The sequence below is a fragment of the Paracoccus gahaiensis genome, from assembly GCF_005048225.1.
Classification (GTDB): Bacteria; Pseudomonadota; Alphaproteobacteria; order Rhodobacterales; family Rhodobacteraceae; genus Paracoccus; species Paracoccus gahaiensis.
The window spans coordinates 108,500-123,328 of sequence record NZ_SUNI01000010.1; the positions used below are offsets into that span (position 1 = coordinate 108,500).

13 protein-coding genes are annotated in these 14,829 nt (G+C 68.7%); 2 read left to right on the forward strand and 11 right to left on the reverse strand.

Annotated features, from left to right (window positions below; all coding sequences use genetic code 11):
* Positions 1-155: 155 nt before the first annotated feature.
* The 4 genes from FA743_RS11620 to FA743_RS11635 all read right to left on the reverse strand — a co-directional run bounded on the left by FA743_RS11620 (position 156) and on the right by FA743_RS11635 (position 3,348).
* Positions 156-530 carry a type II toxin-antitoxin system VapC family toxin gene (locus FA743_RS11620; protein ID WP_136886268.1) on the reverse strand — a complete coding sequence of 125 codons (375 nt, stop codon included), beginning with the start codon at positions 528-530 and terminating at the stop codon, positions 156-158.
* Positions 527-769: a type II toxin-antitoxin system Phd/YefM family antitoxin gene (locus tag FA743_RS11625; protein WP_136886269.1), complete on the reverse strand. Its 243-nt coding sequence runs from the start codon at positions 767-769 to the stop codon at positions 527-529. Before FA743_RS11625 ends, FA743_RS11620 begins: the two co-directional genes overlap by 4 nt.
* A gap of 82 nt (positions 770-851) precedes the next feature.
* Positions 852-1,961, reverse strand: a complete 1,110-nt coding sequence (locus FA743_RS11630) for a ParB/RepB/Spo0J family partition protein (RefSeq protein WP_136886270.1) — start codon at positions 1,959-1,961, stop codon at positions 852-854.
* Positions 1,954-3,348, reverse strand: a complete 1,395-nt coding sequence (locus tag FA743_RS11635) for an AAA family ATPase (RefSeq protein ID WP_136886271.1) — start codon at positions 3,346-3,348, stop codon at positions 1,954-1,956. The genes FA743_RS11630 and FA743_RS11635 overlap by 8 nt, the downstream gene beginning before the upstream one ends.
* A 516-nt stretch (positions 3,349-3,864) precedes the next feature.
* On the opposite strand from FA743_RS11635, the gene FA743_RS11640 reads away from it, so the two are divergent.
* Positions 3,865-5,037: a replication initiation protein gene (locus FA743_RS11640; RefSeq protein WP_136886272.1), complete on the forward strand. Its 1,173-nt coding sequence runs from the start codon at positions 3,865-3,867 to the stop codon at positions 5,035-5,037.
* 11 nt (positions 5,038-5,048) lie between these two features.
* Here the strand turns inward: FA743_RS11640 and FA743_RS11645 are convergent, their stop codons facing one another.
* Positions 5,049-6,509, reverse strand: coding sequence for an aldehyde dehydrogenase family protein (locus FA743_RS11645; protein WP_136886273.1), 1,461 nt, complete (start codon positions 6,507-6,509; stop codon positions 5,049-5,051).
* Positions 6,510-6,697: 188 nt separating this feature from the next.
* Between FA743_RS11645 and FA743_RS11650 the strand changes: the two genes are divergently transcribed.
* Positions 6,698-7,597, forward strand: a complete 900-nt coding sequence (locus FA743_RS11650) for an NAD(P)-dependent oxidoreductase (protein WP_211242252.1) — start codon at positions 6,698-6,700, stop codon at positions 7,595-7,597.
* Between the two features lie 7 nt (positions 7,598-7,604).
* On the opposite strand, the gene FA743_RS11655 is transcribed toward FA743_RS11650, so the two are convergent.
* From FA743_RS11655 to FA743_RS11680, 6 genes are read right to left on the reverse strand one after another with little or no spacing between them, the layout of a single operon-like run.
* The gene (locus FA743_RS11655) at positions 7,605-9,011 is read right to left on the reverse strand and encodes an amidase (RefSeq protein ID WP_136886275.1); all 1,407 of its coding nucleotides are present in this window, start codon (positions 9,009-9,011) and stop codon (positions 7,605-7,607) included.
* 34 nt (positions 9,012-9,045) lie between these two features.
* Complete coding sequence (locus FA743_RS11660) at positions 9,046-10,176, reverse strand: M20/M25/M40 family metallo-hydrolase (RefSeq protein WP_136886276.1); 1,131 nt, start codon at positions 10,174-10,176, stop codon at positions 9,046-9,048.
* Complete coding sequence (locus FA743_RS11665; protein ID WP_136886277.1) at positions 10,173-11,339, reverse strand: M20 aminoacylase family protein; 1,167 nt, start codon at positions 11,337-11,339, stop codon at positions 10,173-10,175. The genes FA743_RS11660 and FA743_RS11665 overlap by 4 nt, the downstream gene beginning before the upstream one ends.
* Entirely contained in the window at positions 11,323-12,996 is a 1,674-nt protein-coding gene (locus FA743_RS11670; protein WP_136886278.1) for an ABC transporter ATP-binding protein, read from the reverse strand. Before FA743_RS11670 ends, FA743_RS11665 begins: the two co-directional genes overlap by 17 nt.
* Before the next feature lie 4 nt (positions 12,997-13,000).
* Positions 13,001-13,876: an ABC transporter permease gene (locus FA743_RS11675; protein WP_136886279.1), complete on the reverse strand. Its 876-nt coding sequence runs from the start codon at positions 13,874-13,876 to the stop codon at positions 13,001-13,003.
* A complete protein-coding gene (locus tag FA743_RS11680) occupies positions 13,876-14,817 on the reverse strand; it encodes an ABC transporter permease (protein WP_136886280.1) in 942 nt (313 codons plus the stop codon). The genes FA743_RS11675 and FA743_RS11680 overlap by 1 nt, the downstream gene beginning before the upstream one ends.
* Between the last annotated feature and the right edge of the window lie 12 nt (positions 14,818-14,829).

Here is a 14,829-nt window from a genome sequence, read left to right on the forward strand (position 1 = left end):
GCGGCAGCCGCGCCCATCATCGACAACTCCCCTAAGTTGTAAGGGACCTTAGCTTTCAATTTTTCAGGATACCAGCGTTCGATTGAAAAACATGCGACCCCGCCCGATCTGCCCCCGCACCGGGCATCGACAGGCCGCCGGAGCACGGGCTTTGGTCAACCGTCGATCAGCTCCACGTCATAGGCCCGGAACTTGCTGTCGGCCGAGACGAGGACCATCCCCTCCTGTCGGGCCTGCGCGATCAGCAGCCGGTCGAAGGGGTCGGCGTGATGGGGGGGCAGGCGCTCGACGCCCTGCGCATGGGCCCAGCTGATGGGCAGGGGCCGCACGCCCACTGCGAGGGCCTGATCGAACAGATCGTCCGGTACGGCCAGCTTGCCAAGCGCCGACTTGATCGCGATCTCCCAGACCGAGACCGCGCTGACATGGATCGCCTCGGCCCCGGCCATCGCCGCCCGGGCGCCCCCACCAAGGCGGGGATCGTCCAGCATCGCCCACAGCAGGATATGCGTGTCCAGAAGCAGCCTCACGCAGGCGGGATCCGGCTGCCCGCGAAGAGGGCGGCGACCTCGTCATCGCCCTCGTCCACGGCCCCCGGCGGAACGAAGCGGCTCTTCATGCAGCCGATCAGGCCCTGTGCCGGCCTCTGGGCGGCAACGAGCCGCGCCACGGGGCGGCCATAGCGCGTCAGCTCGACATCCTCGCCCGCCTCGACGCGACGGATCAATTCGGCGAACTGGGCCTTCGCTTCGGCAATGGCGATCTGCATGGGACAGGCTCCTTGATGACCATAATGTAGGTCACCTTTTCCACCCGGGCAAGTGATTCCTCAGGTTTCGCAGCGAAACCGCTCACCGCTCCAGCAGGGCGCGGATCTCCAGCATCAGGCTGTCCATCAGCTCGCCGTTCAGCACATCGCCCTCCAGCCGGAGGACATGGCCCCGGCTGTCCTGCGCCCGCCGGATCGTGACGCCGCTGGAGGTCCGCAGCGTCCGGTCGTCCAGCCAGCCGGTGACCGGTTGCAGCTTTCTCGGGCGTCCGCCCCGGCCCGGATCGCGGACCCCGCGATCCTCGACGCGGATCACCGGCTCGATCGCCAGCCATTCCTCCTCGGCATCCGCCGGGCTACGTTCGGACAGCGCCTGCCGCAGCCGTCCCTCGGCGCCCTGCCGCAGGGCCGTGGCCAGCTGCAGCCCCCGCCGTTCGGTCAGCCCCTCGGGGAATTCCAGCATGTCGCCCAGTTCCTCGAAGATCAGCGCGAAGGACCGGATCTTGGACCGCTTGGCCTTCGAGCCGCTGGCGAACAGCTTGTCCACCGCGTCCTCGGTATTGGCGAAGGCCCCGTGATGGGCGGCGATGACCGCGATGCGGCCGCGCTCGAAATGGCTCAGCTCCTCGCGGACCTCGTTCTCCTCGATCATCGAGATGAAGGCGCTGCTGCTGTCCTCCCGGGGCCGGACGATGGCGCGGATCGTGCGGTACCTGTCGGCCTCGGTCAGCTCCAGCAGGCTGCGCGTGGCCAGAAGCCGGCGATAGCCCGACAGAAGCCCGTAGGATGGGGCGGCCGCGTCCGCGCCCGGCAGCTCGAAGACCTCGACGGGCAGCCGCAGCCCATGCGCGGCGATCGACTGGCGCAGCTCCAGCATCTCCTCCTCGCCCATGGTCAGCCGGTCGCGGATCATCGCGTCGGCATCGATCCGGTCCACCGGGATCTCGACCATCAGCAGGCCCTGCGCCTGCGCGGCATGCAGCCGGGCGGCATCGGCCTCGGTCCGGGCACGTGCGGCGCGGATGTCGGTGCCGTCGGCCTGCGCATGGGCGGCACTGTCGGCGGCCACCTGGGCGATGGGGGCCAAGCCCCGCGCGGTGGCGGGCCGGTCGAAGGTTTCGCTGCGAAACTCCTCCTCGATGCGGCTCAGATCGTCGGTGCTGGGGGTCTCCAGCCGGCGGCGCTTAACCATTCCGCTCCTCCTTTCCCTCGGCCTCGGCCATCTGCAGATCGCGCCACCATGCGCCCAGGATCAGTTCCTTGACCTCGGCCCAGGTGCGGTCGAAGGTCTCGCGGCCCCGCACATAGGTGTCGCGGTTGAACTCGCGGTAATCGGCCTCGTAGATGCCGTTCACCTGCTCTCCGGCCTGGCCGACCATGGCGGTCAGTTCCTGGCGATAGGTGGTCATAAAATCGCCGAAATAGGCCTGGATGACATTGGCCAGATCGGTCTGCTGCCCGGCCTCGAAACGGGTGATGATGGCGCGCACCGCATCCCATTCGAAGCGCATCTCGGGCAACCCGTCGCGGCGCCGGGCCTTGTTCTCGCCATCCTCGACGCTGGCGAAGGTCGAATAGAGCATGTCGAAGAACCGCCCCGTCGAGTCGAATTCCAGGAAGGTCGCGCCAAGCGGCACCAGCAGGATGTCGGCGGCGGCCAGCGCGTTGATCGTCAGATAGCCGAGCGCCGGGGGGGTATCCAGAAAGATCAGGTCGTAGGCATCGAAGATGCCGTCATGGCTGAGCCCATTGGCCAGCGCATCCCAGAGCGGCCAGCTGCGCAACCCCATCCGCCAGACCGGCACCTGGAACTCGGCCCAATAGAGGTTCAGCTGCGCGCCCAACAGGTCGATATTGGGCCAGTGGGTCGGCTGGATCAGATCGCGGGCGCTGATCTTCAGCGCCTCGGTCAGCGTCTCGTCGAAAGGCAGGGGCGCCTGGCCCGCCGCCTCGCGGACCCTGTTCTCGCCCTGCAGCGCCAGCGCGTAATCCTTGGCCAGAAGCGGGAAGGCCGTGGACCATTCGTCCGGCACCTGCCCCCCCATGATCGAGGTCATGCTGCCCTGACTGTCCAGGTCGATGACCAGCACCTTGTAGCCGTCAAGGGCCGCCGACATGGCCAGATGCGCGGCGGTCGAGGTCTTGCCGACCCCGCCCTTGAAATTGGCGACCGCGATGGTCTTGGCCGGCAGTCCTTCAGGACGCCAGGGGCGGTATTCGCGGTCGGCGGCCCCCTCGGTTGCGAAATGATCGCGCAGGCGCAGCACCTCGTCCAAGGTGAACCATTTCGAATTGCCCTCTCCGGTGCCTTGCGGCAGGTCGGGATGCTTGCGCAGCACGCGGCGGAAATGCGCGGCGGCGACCGGGATCAGATAGCGGCAGACCTCCCAGGTCGAGAAGCGGCGCAGGCGCTTGCGCCCGTCGGGGGCATAGCCCCGTTCGGCCAGATCCTGCCGCCCCCGTGCGGCGAAGGCCGCCGCCTTGGCGAATCGGGCGGTGCCGATCGGCTCGGACAGGCGCTTGGCGGCACGCGCCGGGTCGATGCTGAAATAGGGGGGAAGAGGCTCTTTGCCTGCCATCTCGATCCTGCTGCGATGTGACGTGTTTCGTCGGTCTCAAAGAAAACTCTCGCACATCGAAAGCCAAAAGTGAAACGCGATGGACAGGTTTCGCCGCGAAACCTGTCAAAACGAGGAAAAGGCGGCGACATAAAGCTTGTAGAGTCTTTAGGGACTTTAGAGTCTTTGGGTCAGCATTCCCCTTCAAGAACAAGGCCGTCGGGTATATCGGGCACCCGTTTGCGGGATGACAGGCGCCCATCTGCGGGATCAAGGGTGCCCGTTTGCAGGGAGGCAGGGACCGATTCGCGGGACAAGGGGCATCCGGACGCGGGAAAGGGTCGCCAGGGACGGGATCGGGCCCGGAACCGGCCATTCCCGCCACCTGCGATCCTGCAAACGGATACCTTTTAACAGTCCGCGCGCCCAGAGGTGCCCGGATGCGGGACGGCCGGGACCCGCGTTCAGGTGCCCGATTGACGATTGTCGCCGGGTGCCTTTTGCGCCAGAATGACGCAGCAACCGGTGAGCGAAGCCATGGATGACATTCCCCGCGACCAGCTGTCGGGCGCCCTCAGGCGGGGGGCGGTCAAGAAGCATGTGGCGGCGATCCATGTCTCGGGCAAGCTGACGCTGCTGCAGCGCAAGCTGTCCAACGTGCTGCTGCTGAATGCCTATGACACGCTGACCAGCCGCCCCAGCCACCAGATCGACGCGCGCACCCTGTCCCTGATGATCGGCTATAACAGCAACGACATGGACACGCTGAAGCAATCCCTGCGCGGGCTGGTCGAGACGGTGGCCGAATGGGACATGCTGGACGAGAAGGGCCAGCAGGAATGGGGCGTGTCCAGCCTGCTCAGCTATGCCAAGCTGAAGGGCGGGGTCTGCGAATATGCCTATTCCCCGGCGCTGGCGGAAAAGCTGCACGACCCCAAGATGTTCGCGCTGATCAACCTGAACATCCAGCGCCGCTTCACCTCGGGGCATGCGCTGGCGCTGTACGAGAACTGCTATCGCTTCGTGCGCACCGGCTCGACCGGCTGGTGGGATCTGGACCTGTTCCGCCGGCTGATGGGGGTCGAGGGATCGGCCTATTACGAGGTGTTCAAGCAGCTCAATGCCAAGATCATCAAGCCCGCCCTGGCCGAGGTGAACAAGACCAGCAACATCATGCTGACCGCCGAGACCCGCAAGCAGGGCAGGGCGGTGACGCAGATCCGCTTCCGCATCGCCGAGAACCCGCAGCTGGCGATCCTGGACATGGACGATGGCGAGGGGATGCGGCATGGCGCCGTCTATGCCCGGCTGCGCGTGCTTGGGGTCAGCGACCGGCTGGCGCGGCAATGGCTGTCGGCGCATGGCGAGGGGCAGGTGGCGGCCAAGCTGGATTATGTCGAGACGCGCCAGAACGTCAAAAGCAAGGTCGGCTATCTGAGCGCCGCGCTGGAGGGGAATTTCGGCACCGACGAGGCCGTGCCCGCGCTGCCCGCCCCCTCGGATGCCGCGCCCGATGCCGGGGTGGAGCGCCTGCGCCGCATCCTGGACATCATCAAGACCCGCACGCCGACACAGCGCGATGCCGACCGGCGCCTGTTTCTGAGCCACCTGACCGACGCCCGCGCCCGCGCCGATTTCGAGCGTCACGGCTGGATGTCACCCCTGAACGCCCGGCGTATCGCCGCGTTTTGGGATGAGATGTCCTTGTAGGACGGGTGCCTCTAGCCGTGATGGACGGTGACGGTCTTGATGCGGGTGAAGCCGTTCAGCGCCTCGAAGCCCTTCTCGCGCCCGTGGCCGGATCGCCCGACGCCGCCGAAGGGCAGCTCGACCCCGCCGCCCGCGCCGTAATTGTTGATGAAGACCTGCCCGCACTCCAGCTTGCGGGCGAGGCGCAGCTGGCGGGCGCCGTCGCGGGTCCAGATGCCCGCGACCAGCCCGAAATCGGTGCCGTTGGCGAGGGCCAGCGCATGGGCCTCGTCCTCGAAGGGAATCAGCACCTGCACCGGGCCGAAGATCTCCTGCTGCGCCAGCGAGTGGTCGGGGGGCACCTCGGCGAAGAGGGTCGGGCGGACGAAATGGCCGCCCGAGGCGACCTCCGGATGGATCCGGCCCTCGGCGGCCAGCGTCAGCTCGCGCTTGCCCAGGTCGATGAAGTCCTGCACCAGCTGGCGCTGCCGGGCCGAGACCACGGGCCCCAGATCATGGCTGGCGACCGCCGGGCCCGCGACCAGCCCCTGATAGATGCCCGCCATCCGGCGCCGCACCTCGTCATAGACGCCCCGCTGGACCAGCACGCGCGAGGCCGCCGAACAGGTCTGCCCGGCGTTCTGCAGGCAGGTGGCGACCAGGACCGGCAGCGCGGCCTCCAGATCCGCGTCGTCGAAGACCAGATGCGGGGACTTGCCGCCCAGCTCCAGCGTGACGGGGACGACGTTGCGGGCCGCCGCCTCCTGGATGCGGGTGCCGGTGGCGACCGAGCCGGTGAAGGACAGGTGATGAATGCCCGGATGCCCCGCCAGCGCCGCGCCTACATCGGCGCCGAGGCCCGTGACGACGTTCAGCACGCCCGCGGGCAGCCCCGCCTGCGCGGCCAGATCGGCAAAGACCAGCGCCGAGAGCGAGGCATCCTCGGCGGGCTTCAGCACCACCGTGTTGCCCGCCGCCAGCGCCGCGCCGACCGCGCGGCCCAGGATCTGCATCGGATAGTTCCAGGGGATGATGATGCCGCAGACGCCATGCGGTTCGCGCAGGGTATAGACGGTGAAGCCGTCCTGATAGGGGATGGTCGTGCCGTGCAGCTTGTCGGCGGCGCCGGCATAGAACTCCAGATAGCGCGCCAGAGCGGTGCTGTCGACGCGCGACTGGTTCAGGGGCTTGCCCACGTCGCGCGTCTCGATCATCGCCAGATCCTCGGCGCGGCTCAGCACCAGCGCTGACATCCGCATCAGGATCCGCCCCCGCGCGGTGGCGGTCATGCGGCCCCATTCGCCGTCCCGCGCATCCCGCGCCGCCGCGACGGCGGCATCGACATCGGCGGGGGTGCCGCGCCCGATCTGGCCGATGACCAGCCCGTCCGAGGGGTCGGTGACCGGGATGGTGCCGCCACCCGAGGGCCGCACCCATGCGCCGTTCACGAAAATCCGCGTGCTGTCGATCTGGGTCAGGTCGTCGAGGCTCATGGCGGTCCCTTGCAAAGATGTCCGGGATCGGCCCGGTGATCGCGAGGGTGGCAGAGGCGCGCCTTGGGTGCAACGCGCATCCCCAAAAAGCCCAACGCACCGGTTTGGAACGCCCGGGCGGGGTGACGGATCGGTTCGGGCGTCGTAGAAACAGGGGCCGCAGCAAGGGCGGGAAAGACGAGGGACGGATGGGTGACATGAGGGTGGGGCTGGTCGGTGTCGGCCTGATGGGGCACGGCATCGCCAGGAATCTTGCGGCGAAGAGCTGGTCGCTTGGCTTTCTGGATCATACGGGCAACCAGCCGGTGCAGGATCTGATGGATCTGGGCGCGCGCCGCGTTGCGGACCGGCAGCAGCTGGCTGCCGACAGCGACGTGGTCGTGCTGTGCGTGTCGGGCAGTCCGCAGGTGGAGGAGGTGCTGCTGGGCGAGGCGGGCATGCTGGCCGCGATCCGGCCCGGCACCGTGATCATCGACTGCTCGACCGCCATCCCCAGCTCGACCGCGCGGCTGGCGGCGCTGACGCAGGCGGCGGGCGGGCGCTTCATGGATGCCGCGATGACGCGGACACCGCGGGAGGCCGAGGAGGGGCGGCTGAACCTGCTGGTCGGGGCCGAGGACGACCTGCTGGAGCGGATGCGGCCCCTGCTGGGGGCCTTTGCCGAGAACATCTTCCACGCGGGCGGCCCCGGCGCGGGGCATACGCTGAAGCTGTTGCACAACTATGTCTCGATCGGGCAGGCCACGCTGCTGAGCGAGGCGGCGGCCTGCGCGCGCAAGGCCGGCATCCCGGCGCGGGTCTTCACCGAGGCGCTGGCGCAGGGCGGGGGCTATGGCGCGGCGCTGGACCGGATCGGCCCCTATTTGCTGGAGGGGGACACCTCGCGGATGCGGTTCTTCGTGTCGAACGCCGCCAAGGACTTGGCCTATTACCTGCGCATGACGCAGGATCTGGCGGTGCAGAACCACGCCGCCGGCGGCGTGGATCGGGCACTGCGCGCCCTGTCCGAGGGCGGTTTTTCCGAGGGCTATCTGGCCGAGGCCACGGCCTTTTTCGACAGGCTCGGCGGCGAGGACCCCGAGGGGTGAGGGCGCCTCAGGCCGCCCTGAACGGCCAGGGACGGGGGTCGGGGCCGATCCGCTCCCAGGCATGGGCGGCGCGCAGCACGCCCAGATCGTCGAAGCGGCGGCCCGCGATCTGCAGCCCGATGGGCACCCCCGCCGCATCCTGCCCGCAGGGGACCGAGATCGCGGGCTGTTCGCTGATGTTGAAGGGCGCGGTGAAGCCGATATGGGCCATCGCACGGTCCACGTCATTGTCGGCGGGATAGGCCCATTCGGCGGGAAAGCTGACATTGGGCGAGACGGGCGACAGGACCAGATCGAAGCGGGCGGTCGCGGCGACGGTCAGGCGGCGGATCTCGACCGTGGCGGCATAGGCGCGATAGACCTCCTCTCCGGTCTTCCCCAGCCCCGAAACGCCCCATTTGCGGATCACCGGCAGCACCTCGTCGCGCTGCGCGGGCGTCAGCGCCTGCAGGTCCAGCCCGCTGCGGGTGCGCCAGAAATCGTCCAGGGCCTGCAGCAGGTCGGGCGTCATCCACGGGTCCAGGGGGTCGACATGGGCGCCCGCCGTCTCGAAGCGGCGCGCGGCATCGGTGACGGCGGCGGTGACCTGCGCGTCGACCGGCAGGCCGCATCCGGCCTGCATCAGCAGCCCGATCCTGAGGCCGGTCAGATCCAGATCCAGATCCAGCCAGTCGATCGCGTTCGGCGGCAGGTCCATGTGGTCGCGGGAATCGGGCTGGGACAGCACCGCCATCGCCATGGCGGCGTCGCGCGCCGTCCGGGTCATCGGCCCCGCCGCGCGGCCCATGAAGGGCGGGTCGATCGGCACGCGGCCCAGGCTGGGCTTCAGCCCCACCAGCCCGCACCAGGCGGCGGGCAGGCGGATCGAGCCGCCGATATCGGTGCCCAGATGGATCGGCCCGTAGCCCGCCGCCCCCGCCACGCCTGCGCCTGCGCTGGAGCCGCCCGGGTTCATCGCCGTGTTCCACGGGTTGCGCGCCAGTTGGTGGAAGCTGGACAGACCCGAGGAGAGCATCCCGAAATCGGGCATGGTCGTGCGGCCCAGAAAGACCGCCCCCGCCGCGCGCATCCGGGCGGCGGGGGGCGCGTCGGCGCTGCGCGGGGTCATGTCGCTGACCCGCGTGCCCAGGGGCATCGGGACGCCCTCGGTCGCGATGTTCTCCTTGATGGTGATCGGCACCCCGTCCAGCGAGACGCCGTTGCAGAGGATCTGCGTGCCGTCCTTCCAGCGTGCCTCGGAGGCCTGGGCCGCCGCCATCGCCACCTCGGGATCCACCGTCCACAGGCCGTGCAGCTGCGGCTCGCAGCGCTCGATCTGAGCCAGCACGTCGCGCGTCACCTCGACGGGCGACAGGCTGCGGGCGGCGAAGCCCTCGGTCATCTGGGCGGCGGTCAGCTCGTTCAGTCCGGTCATGGGCGGTGGGGTCCTTCGGGGGTCGAGGCGTCAGTCAGGTGATCCGGGTCAGCAGGCCGGCGGCCAGGCGGGCACGCTCGGTCAGGCTGGAGGTCAGGATATGTTCGTCCAGCGTGTGCAGGCCGCGCCCGCGCACACCGATGGAATCCAGCGTGGGCACGCCCATCGCGCCGGTGAAGTTGCCATCCGATCCGCCGCCCGCGCTGCCTGCGGACAGATCGAAGCCGATCTCCGAGGAGACCTCCTGCGCCAAGTCATAAAGCGCCATCGTGCCGGGCTGCGGTTCCCAGACCGGGCGGGTCACGCCGCGCGTGACGGTGAACTCGACCCCGTCCTCGGGTCCCTGCAGGGCCAGCAGGGCGGCGACGCCCCGGTCCAGGTCGGCTTGCGTCTTGGCCATGGACAGGACCTCAGCCCGACAGGTCGAGGAGACGCAATTGACCCATTGCCCGGCATGGATGACCCCCACCGAGAAGGTGCAATCCTCGGTCGTCATCGCCTCGATCTGAAGGATGCGCCGTGCCATGGCGGCGATGGCCGACCGTCCGTCCTTGAGCGCCCAGCCCGCGTGGCTGGGCCGCCCCTCGGTCAAGAGGTCGAAGCGCGCGATGGCATAGCGCCCGATCACCGCGCCGCCATCGGGGGATGCGGGCTCGGGCAGCAGGACGGCGCGCTGGCCGCGCGCGGCCTCCTCGATCAGCCCGCGGGTGGCGGGGGTGCCGACCTCTTCATCCGGGGTGAAGAGGAAGGTGACGGGCAGGGGGGTGGTCAGGCCCGCCCGGCCGATCTGGCGCATCGCCTCCAGAAAGACGTAGTTGCCGCCCTTCATGTCCATGATGCCGGGGCCGTAGGCGCGCCCGTCCTCGACCCGGAAGGGCAGCTTGTCCAGCGTGCCGATGGGGTGGACGGTGTCCAGGTGCCCCGAGACGAGGATGCCGGGCGCACCCTGGTCGGCATGGGGAAAGATCGCGCGGATCGAGGTGCCGAAGCCCTGGGTGCCGGGGATCACCTCGACCGCCGCGCCGATGTCGGACAGGTCGCGCGCGGCCAGGTTCATCATGCGCGTGACGGCGGCCGCGTCCCAGGTCGGGCTTTCGCATTCGACCCAGGGGCGCAGGCCTGCCAGCATCTGGTCCGCGTCGAAGGGCAGGTCCAGCGCGCTCATGCCGCCACCGGCAGGCGGCGTTCGATCAGCCGGGCATAGATCGAGGCGCCGATGGGCAGGATTCCTTCGTCCAGCACGAAGCCCGGATTGTGCAGGGGCACGGTGCCCGCGTGGCCGACATTGCCATAGGCGCCGGGCACCAGTTGCAGCATGTCGGCGAAATCCTCGGACCCGGCGACGGGGGGCTGATCGGCGACATTGTCGGGGCCCACCACGTCGGCGGCGGCCTGGGTCCAGGCCTCGGACAGATCCGCATCGTTCACGAGCACGTCGAAGATCTCGCGGAATGTCACGTCGATGGTCATGTCATGGGCCAGCGCGGCGCCGTTGCAGAGCGCCCGCATCCGGGCCTGCATCAGGTCGCGGATCTCGGGCCGGAAGAAGCGCAGCGTGCCGGCCAGCGTCGCGGTCTCGGGCAGGACGTTATAGGCGGCGCCGGCGTGGATCTGGGTCACCGACAGCACTGCCTGATCCAGCGCCGCGACATTGCGCGACAGGATCGTCTGGAACTGGCCGACGAGGCTTGAGGCCACCACCAGCGCATCGCGCGACTGCTGGGGCATGGCGGCATGGCTGCCCTTGCCGGTCACGGTGATGTCGAAGAAGGACGCCCCCGCCATCGCCGCGCCCTTGCAGAGACTCGCCCGGCCCCGTTCCCCGGTGGGCTGGTTGTGCATCCCGTAGACCTCGTCCACCGGAAAGCGCTGGAACAGCCCGTCCGCGATCATCGCCCGGGCGCCGCCCAGACCCTCCTCGGCGGGCTGGAAGATGAAGACGGCGGTGCCGTCGAAGTTGCGGCTGGCGGCCAGGTATTGCGCGGCGCCCAGCAGCATCGTGGTGTGCCCGTCATGGCCGCAGGCATGCATCTTGCCTGCGTTTGTGGATGCATGGGGCAGGCCCGTCGCCTCGTGGATCGGCAGCGCGTCCATGTCGGCGCGCAGGCCGACGCGGCGGTTTCCCTGTCCGCGCCCGCGCAGGATGCCCACGACGCCGGTCTTTCCGACCCCTTCATGCACCTCGTCCACGCCCCATTCGCGCAAGCGTGCCGCGACGATGGCGCTGGTGCGGACCTCCTCCATGCCGATCTCGGGATGGGCGTGCAGGTCGCGGAAGATCGCGGTCAGCTCGGGGGTGGCGGCGTCGATCTCAGGCAGGTTCGGCATGGGAGGGGTCTCGCATCTCTTGGAAATTGTGGAAGTCCCAGGACCGGCCGGGGGCGGCGTCGATCAGGGCGCGGGTATAGGCATGGGCGGGGGCGGCCAGCACCTGGGCGGCGGGGCCGTGTTCGACCACGGCGCCGCGTTGCATCACCAGCACCTCGTCGCAGATCTGCGCGGCGACGCGCAGGTCATGGGTGATGAAGACGATGGCGATGCCCAGATCGCGCTGCAACTGGTCCAGCAGGTCCAGCACCTGCGCCTGCACGGACACGTCCAGCGCCGAGACGGCCTCGTCCGCCACCAGCACGTCGGGGCGCATCATCACGGCACGCGCGATGGCGATCCGCTGGCGCTGCCCGCCCGAGAACTGGTGCGGATAGCGGGCCAGCGCGTCGGTGGGCAGGCCCACCACCTGCATCAGCCGCGCGGCCTCGGCCAAAGCGTCCTTGCGCGAGGTGCCATAGTTCAGCGGCCCCTCGATCAGGCTGTCGGCGATGGTCCAGCGCGGGTTCAGCGACCGCATCGGGTCCTGGAAGACCACCTGCAGCTTCTGGCGGTGCGGGCGCAGGCCGCCGCGCGTGAGGGTCGCGATGTCGGTGTCGTCCAGCAGGATCCGCCCCGAGGTCGGGTCGATCAGCCGCATGATGCAGCGCGCCACGGTGGACTTGCCCGAGCCGGATTCGCCCACGATGCCAAGCGTCTGGCCGCGCGACAGGGTGAAGGTCACGTCCTTGGCGGCGTGCGCCGTGGGCAGCTTCTTCAGGATGCCGCCGCCGCCATAGACCTTGTTCAGCTTCTCGACCCGCAGGACGGCATCATCCGCGCCCGCCCGCGCCGCGCGGGGCGAGAGGCTGGGCACGGCGGCCAGCAGCGCGCGGGTGTAGTCGGCTTGGGGGTGGCGCAGCAGGGTTTCCACCGCGCCCGATTCCACGATCTCGCCCTGCTTCATCACATAGACGGTGTCGGCGATTTCCGCGACCACGCCCATGTCATGGGTGATGAACAGCACCGCCGTGCCGTGGTCCTGCTGCAATTCGTCGATCAGCGCCAGGATCTGCTTCTGCGTGGTCACGTCCAGCGCGGTGGTGGGCTCGTCCGCGATCAGCAGCACGGGCTCTAGCACCAGCGCCATGGCGATCATGATCCGCTGGCGCTGCCCGCCCGACAGCTGGTGGGGGTAGGAGGCGAAGATGCGCGGCACGTCGGGCAGATGCACCTGCTCCATGATCGCCAGCGCACGCTTGCGGCGCTCGGCGGCGGGCAGCGAGGTGTGCAGCTCCATCACCTCCATGATCTGGTCGCCCACGCGCAGGACCGGGTTCAGGGCGGTCATCGGTTCCTGGAAGATCATCGCCACGCGGGCGGCGCGCAGTTCCCGCATCTGGGCCTGGGTCAGCGGCAGCAGGTCGCTGCCCTGCAGGTGGATGGTGCCGGACGACACCTTCAGCGCCTCGGGCAGAAGCCCCATGATCGCCAGCGAGGTGACCGACTTGCCCGAGCCGGATTCACCCACCAGGCAGACGGTTTCCGACGCGCGGATCGTCACGTTGATGGATTTCAGCACCTTCGGGTCGCCCTTGGTGTCGGGCAGGCTGACGGTCAGGCCCTTGGCCTCGAGCACCACGGGCGCATCGTCGAAATTGCGTGTCTTGAACAGCATGGCCTTACCCCGCCCGTTTCTTCAGGCGCGGATCCAGCATGTCGCGCGCCGCATCGCCCAGAAGGTTGATCGACAGGATACACAGCGACAGCGCGATCCCGGGATAGAGGATCAGTTCCGGCTTGATGCGGAAGAACAGCCGCCCCTCGGCCATGATGTTGCCCCAGGTGGGGGTCTCGGTGCTGACGCCGGCGCCCAGGAAGGACAGGATCGCCTCGGTCAGGATGGCCGAGGCAAGGATATAGGTGCCCTGCACGATCAGCGGCGCGGTGGTGTTGGGGACCAGATGCCGGATCAGGATCTTGTGCATGGGGGTGCCGAGCGCGATGGCAGCCTCGACATAGGGTTCCTCGCGCGCGGACAGGATGACCGCGCGGACCAGGCGCACGACGCGGGGGATCTCGGGGATGGTGATCGCGGCGATCACCGATCCGACCGAGGGGCCGTTCAGCGCCACCAGCGCGATGGCCAGCAGGATCGACGGGATCGCCATCAGCGCATCCATCATCCGCATGATGATCGCATCCGCCGTGCGGAAGAACCCCGCGATCATGCCGATGACCAGCCCGAGGGCGACCGAGACGGCGGCGGTGGCGATGCCGATGATCAGCGACAGCTGGCCGCCGATCAGCACCCGGCTGAAGATGTCGCGGCCATAGTTGTCGGTGCCGAGCGGATAGCCCTCGATCGGGCCCTGCAGGCGCACCATCGGGTTCATGGTCAGCGGATCATGCGGCGCGATCCAGCCCGCCAGCAGGGTCAGCGCGACGATGATCGCCAGCACGACGGCGGCGATCTTGCTGCCCATGCCGAACTGCGGCAGGCGCAGCGCGCGCAGGATCGGCTGCATGGCCGAGGTGGGTTGGGGGACGGGGGCCATCAGTACCGGATCCTTGGGTCGAAGAAGCTGTAGCTGAGGTCGATCAGCAGGTTCACCAGCACGTAGAGGAAGCTGGTCAGCAGGATCATCGCCTGGATGACCGGATAGTCGCGTGCCAGGATCGCATCGACGGTCAGCCGCCCGATGCCGGGGATGTTGAAGACGGTCTCGGTCACCACCACGCCGCCGATCAGCAGCGCAAAGCCCGATCCGATCACCGTCAGGATCGGCACGGCGGCGTTCTTGAGCGCATGGCGGAACAGCACCGTGCGTTCGGGGGCGCCCTTGGCGCGGGCGGTGCGGATGTAATCCTCGCCCAGCACCTCCAGCATGTTGGCCCGCGTCATCCGGGCGATCAGCGCGATGTAGATCGTGGACAGGGTCAGCGCGGGCAGGAAGGCGTTCGACAGGAAGGCCCCGAAGCCCGACCCGATGGGGGTATAGCCCTGCACCGGGAACCAGCCCAGCTGCAGCGAGAAGATCAGGATGAAGATGTATCCGATCACGAAGACCGGCACCGAGAAGCCCAGCACCGAAAACGTCATCACCGCGTAATCGGCGGCGCTGCGATGCTTCCAGGCGGCCAGCACGCCCATCGGCACGGCCATGGCGACCGACATGATAATCGTCAGGATCGCGATGGAGAAGGTCGGCCCGATCCGGTCCGCGACCATCGTGGCCACCGGCGTGTTCGAGATCAGCGAGACGCCCAGATCGCCGCGCAGCAATTGCCCGACCCAGGTCACGAACTGGATGTGCAGCGGCTGGTTCAGGCCCATCGCCTCGCGGATGCGGTCCAGCTGCGCGGGCGTGGCCATGTCGCCGGCGATGATCGCCGCCGGATCGCCCGGCGTCAGGCGCAGCAGCAGGAAGACGAAGACGGCGACCAGCAGCATCACCGGGATGACCGCCAGAATGCGTCGCAGGATATAGCCCAGCATCACGACCCTCCG

Coding starts and splice junctions, on each gene's coding strand:
- FA743_RS11655 (WP_136886275.1), bottom strand. CDS start 9,011: ATGACCGGACTGAACGAGCTGACCGCCGCCCAGATGACCGAGGGCTTC.
- FA743_RS11630 (WP_136886270.1), bottom strand. CDS start 1,961: ATGGTTAAGCGCCGCCGGCTGGAGACCCCCAGCACCGACGATCTGAGC.
- FA743_RS11670 (WP_136886278.1), bottom strand. CDS start 12,996: ATGCTGTTCAAGACACGCAATTTCGACGATGCGCCCGTGGTGCTCGAG.
- FA743_RS11625 (WP_136886269.1), bottom strand. CDS start 769: ATGCAGATCGCCATTGCCGAAGCGAAGGCCCAGTTCGCCGAATTGATC.
- FA743_RS11650 (WP_211242252.1), top strand. CDS start 6,698: ATGGGTGACATGAGGGTGGGGCTGGTCGGTGTCGGCCTGATGGGGCAC.
- FA743_RS11665 (WP_136886277.1), bottom strand. CDS start 11,339: ATGCCGAACCTGCCTGAGATCGACGCCGCCACCCCCGAGCTGACCGCG.
- FA743_RS11635 (WP_136886271.1), bottom strand. CDS start 3,348: ATGGCAGGCAAAGAGCCTCTTCCCCCCTATTTCAGCATCGACCCGGCG.
- FA743_RS11645 (WP_136886273.1), bottom strand. CDS start 6,509: ATGAGCCTCGACGACCTGACCCAGATCGACAGCACGCGGATTTTCGTG.
- FA743_RS11675 (WP_136886279.1), bottom strand. CDS start 13,876: ATGGCCCCCGTCCCCCAACCCACCTCGGCCATGCAGCCGATCCTGCGC.
- FA743_RS11680 (WP_136886280.1), bottom strand. CDS start 14,817: ATGCTGGGCTATATCCTGCGACGCATTCTGGCGGTCATCCCGGTGATG.
- FA743_RS11640 (WP_136886272.1), top strand. CDS start 3,865: ATGGATGACATTCCCCGCGACCAGCTGTCGGGCGCCCTCAGGCGGGGG.
- FA743_RS11660 (WP_136886276.1), bottom strand. CDS start 10,176: ATGAGCGCGCTGGACCTGCCCTTCGACGCGGACCAGATGCTGGCAGGC.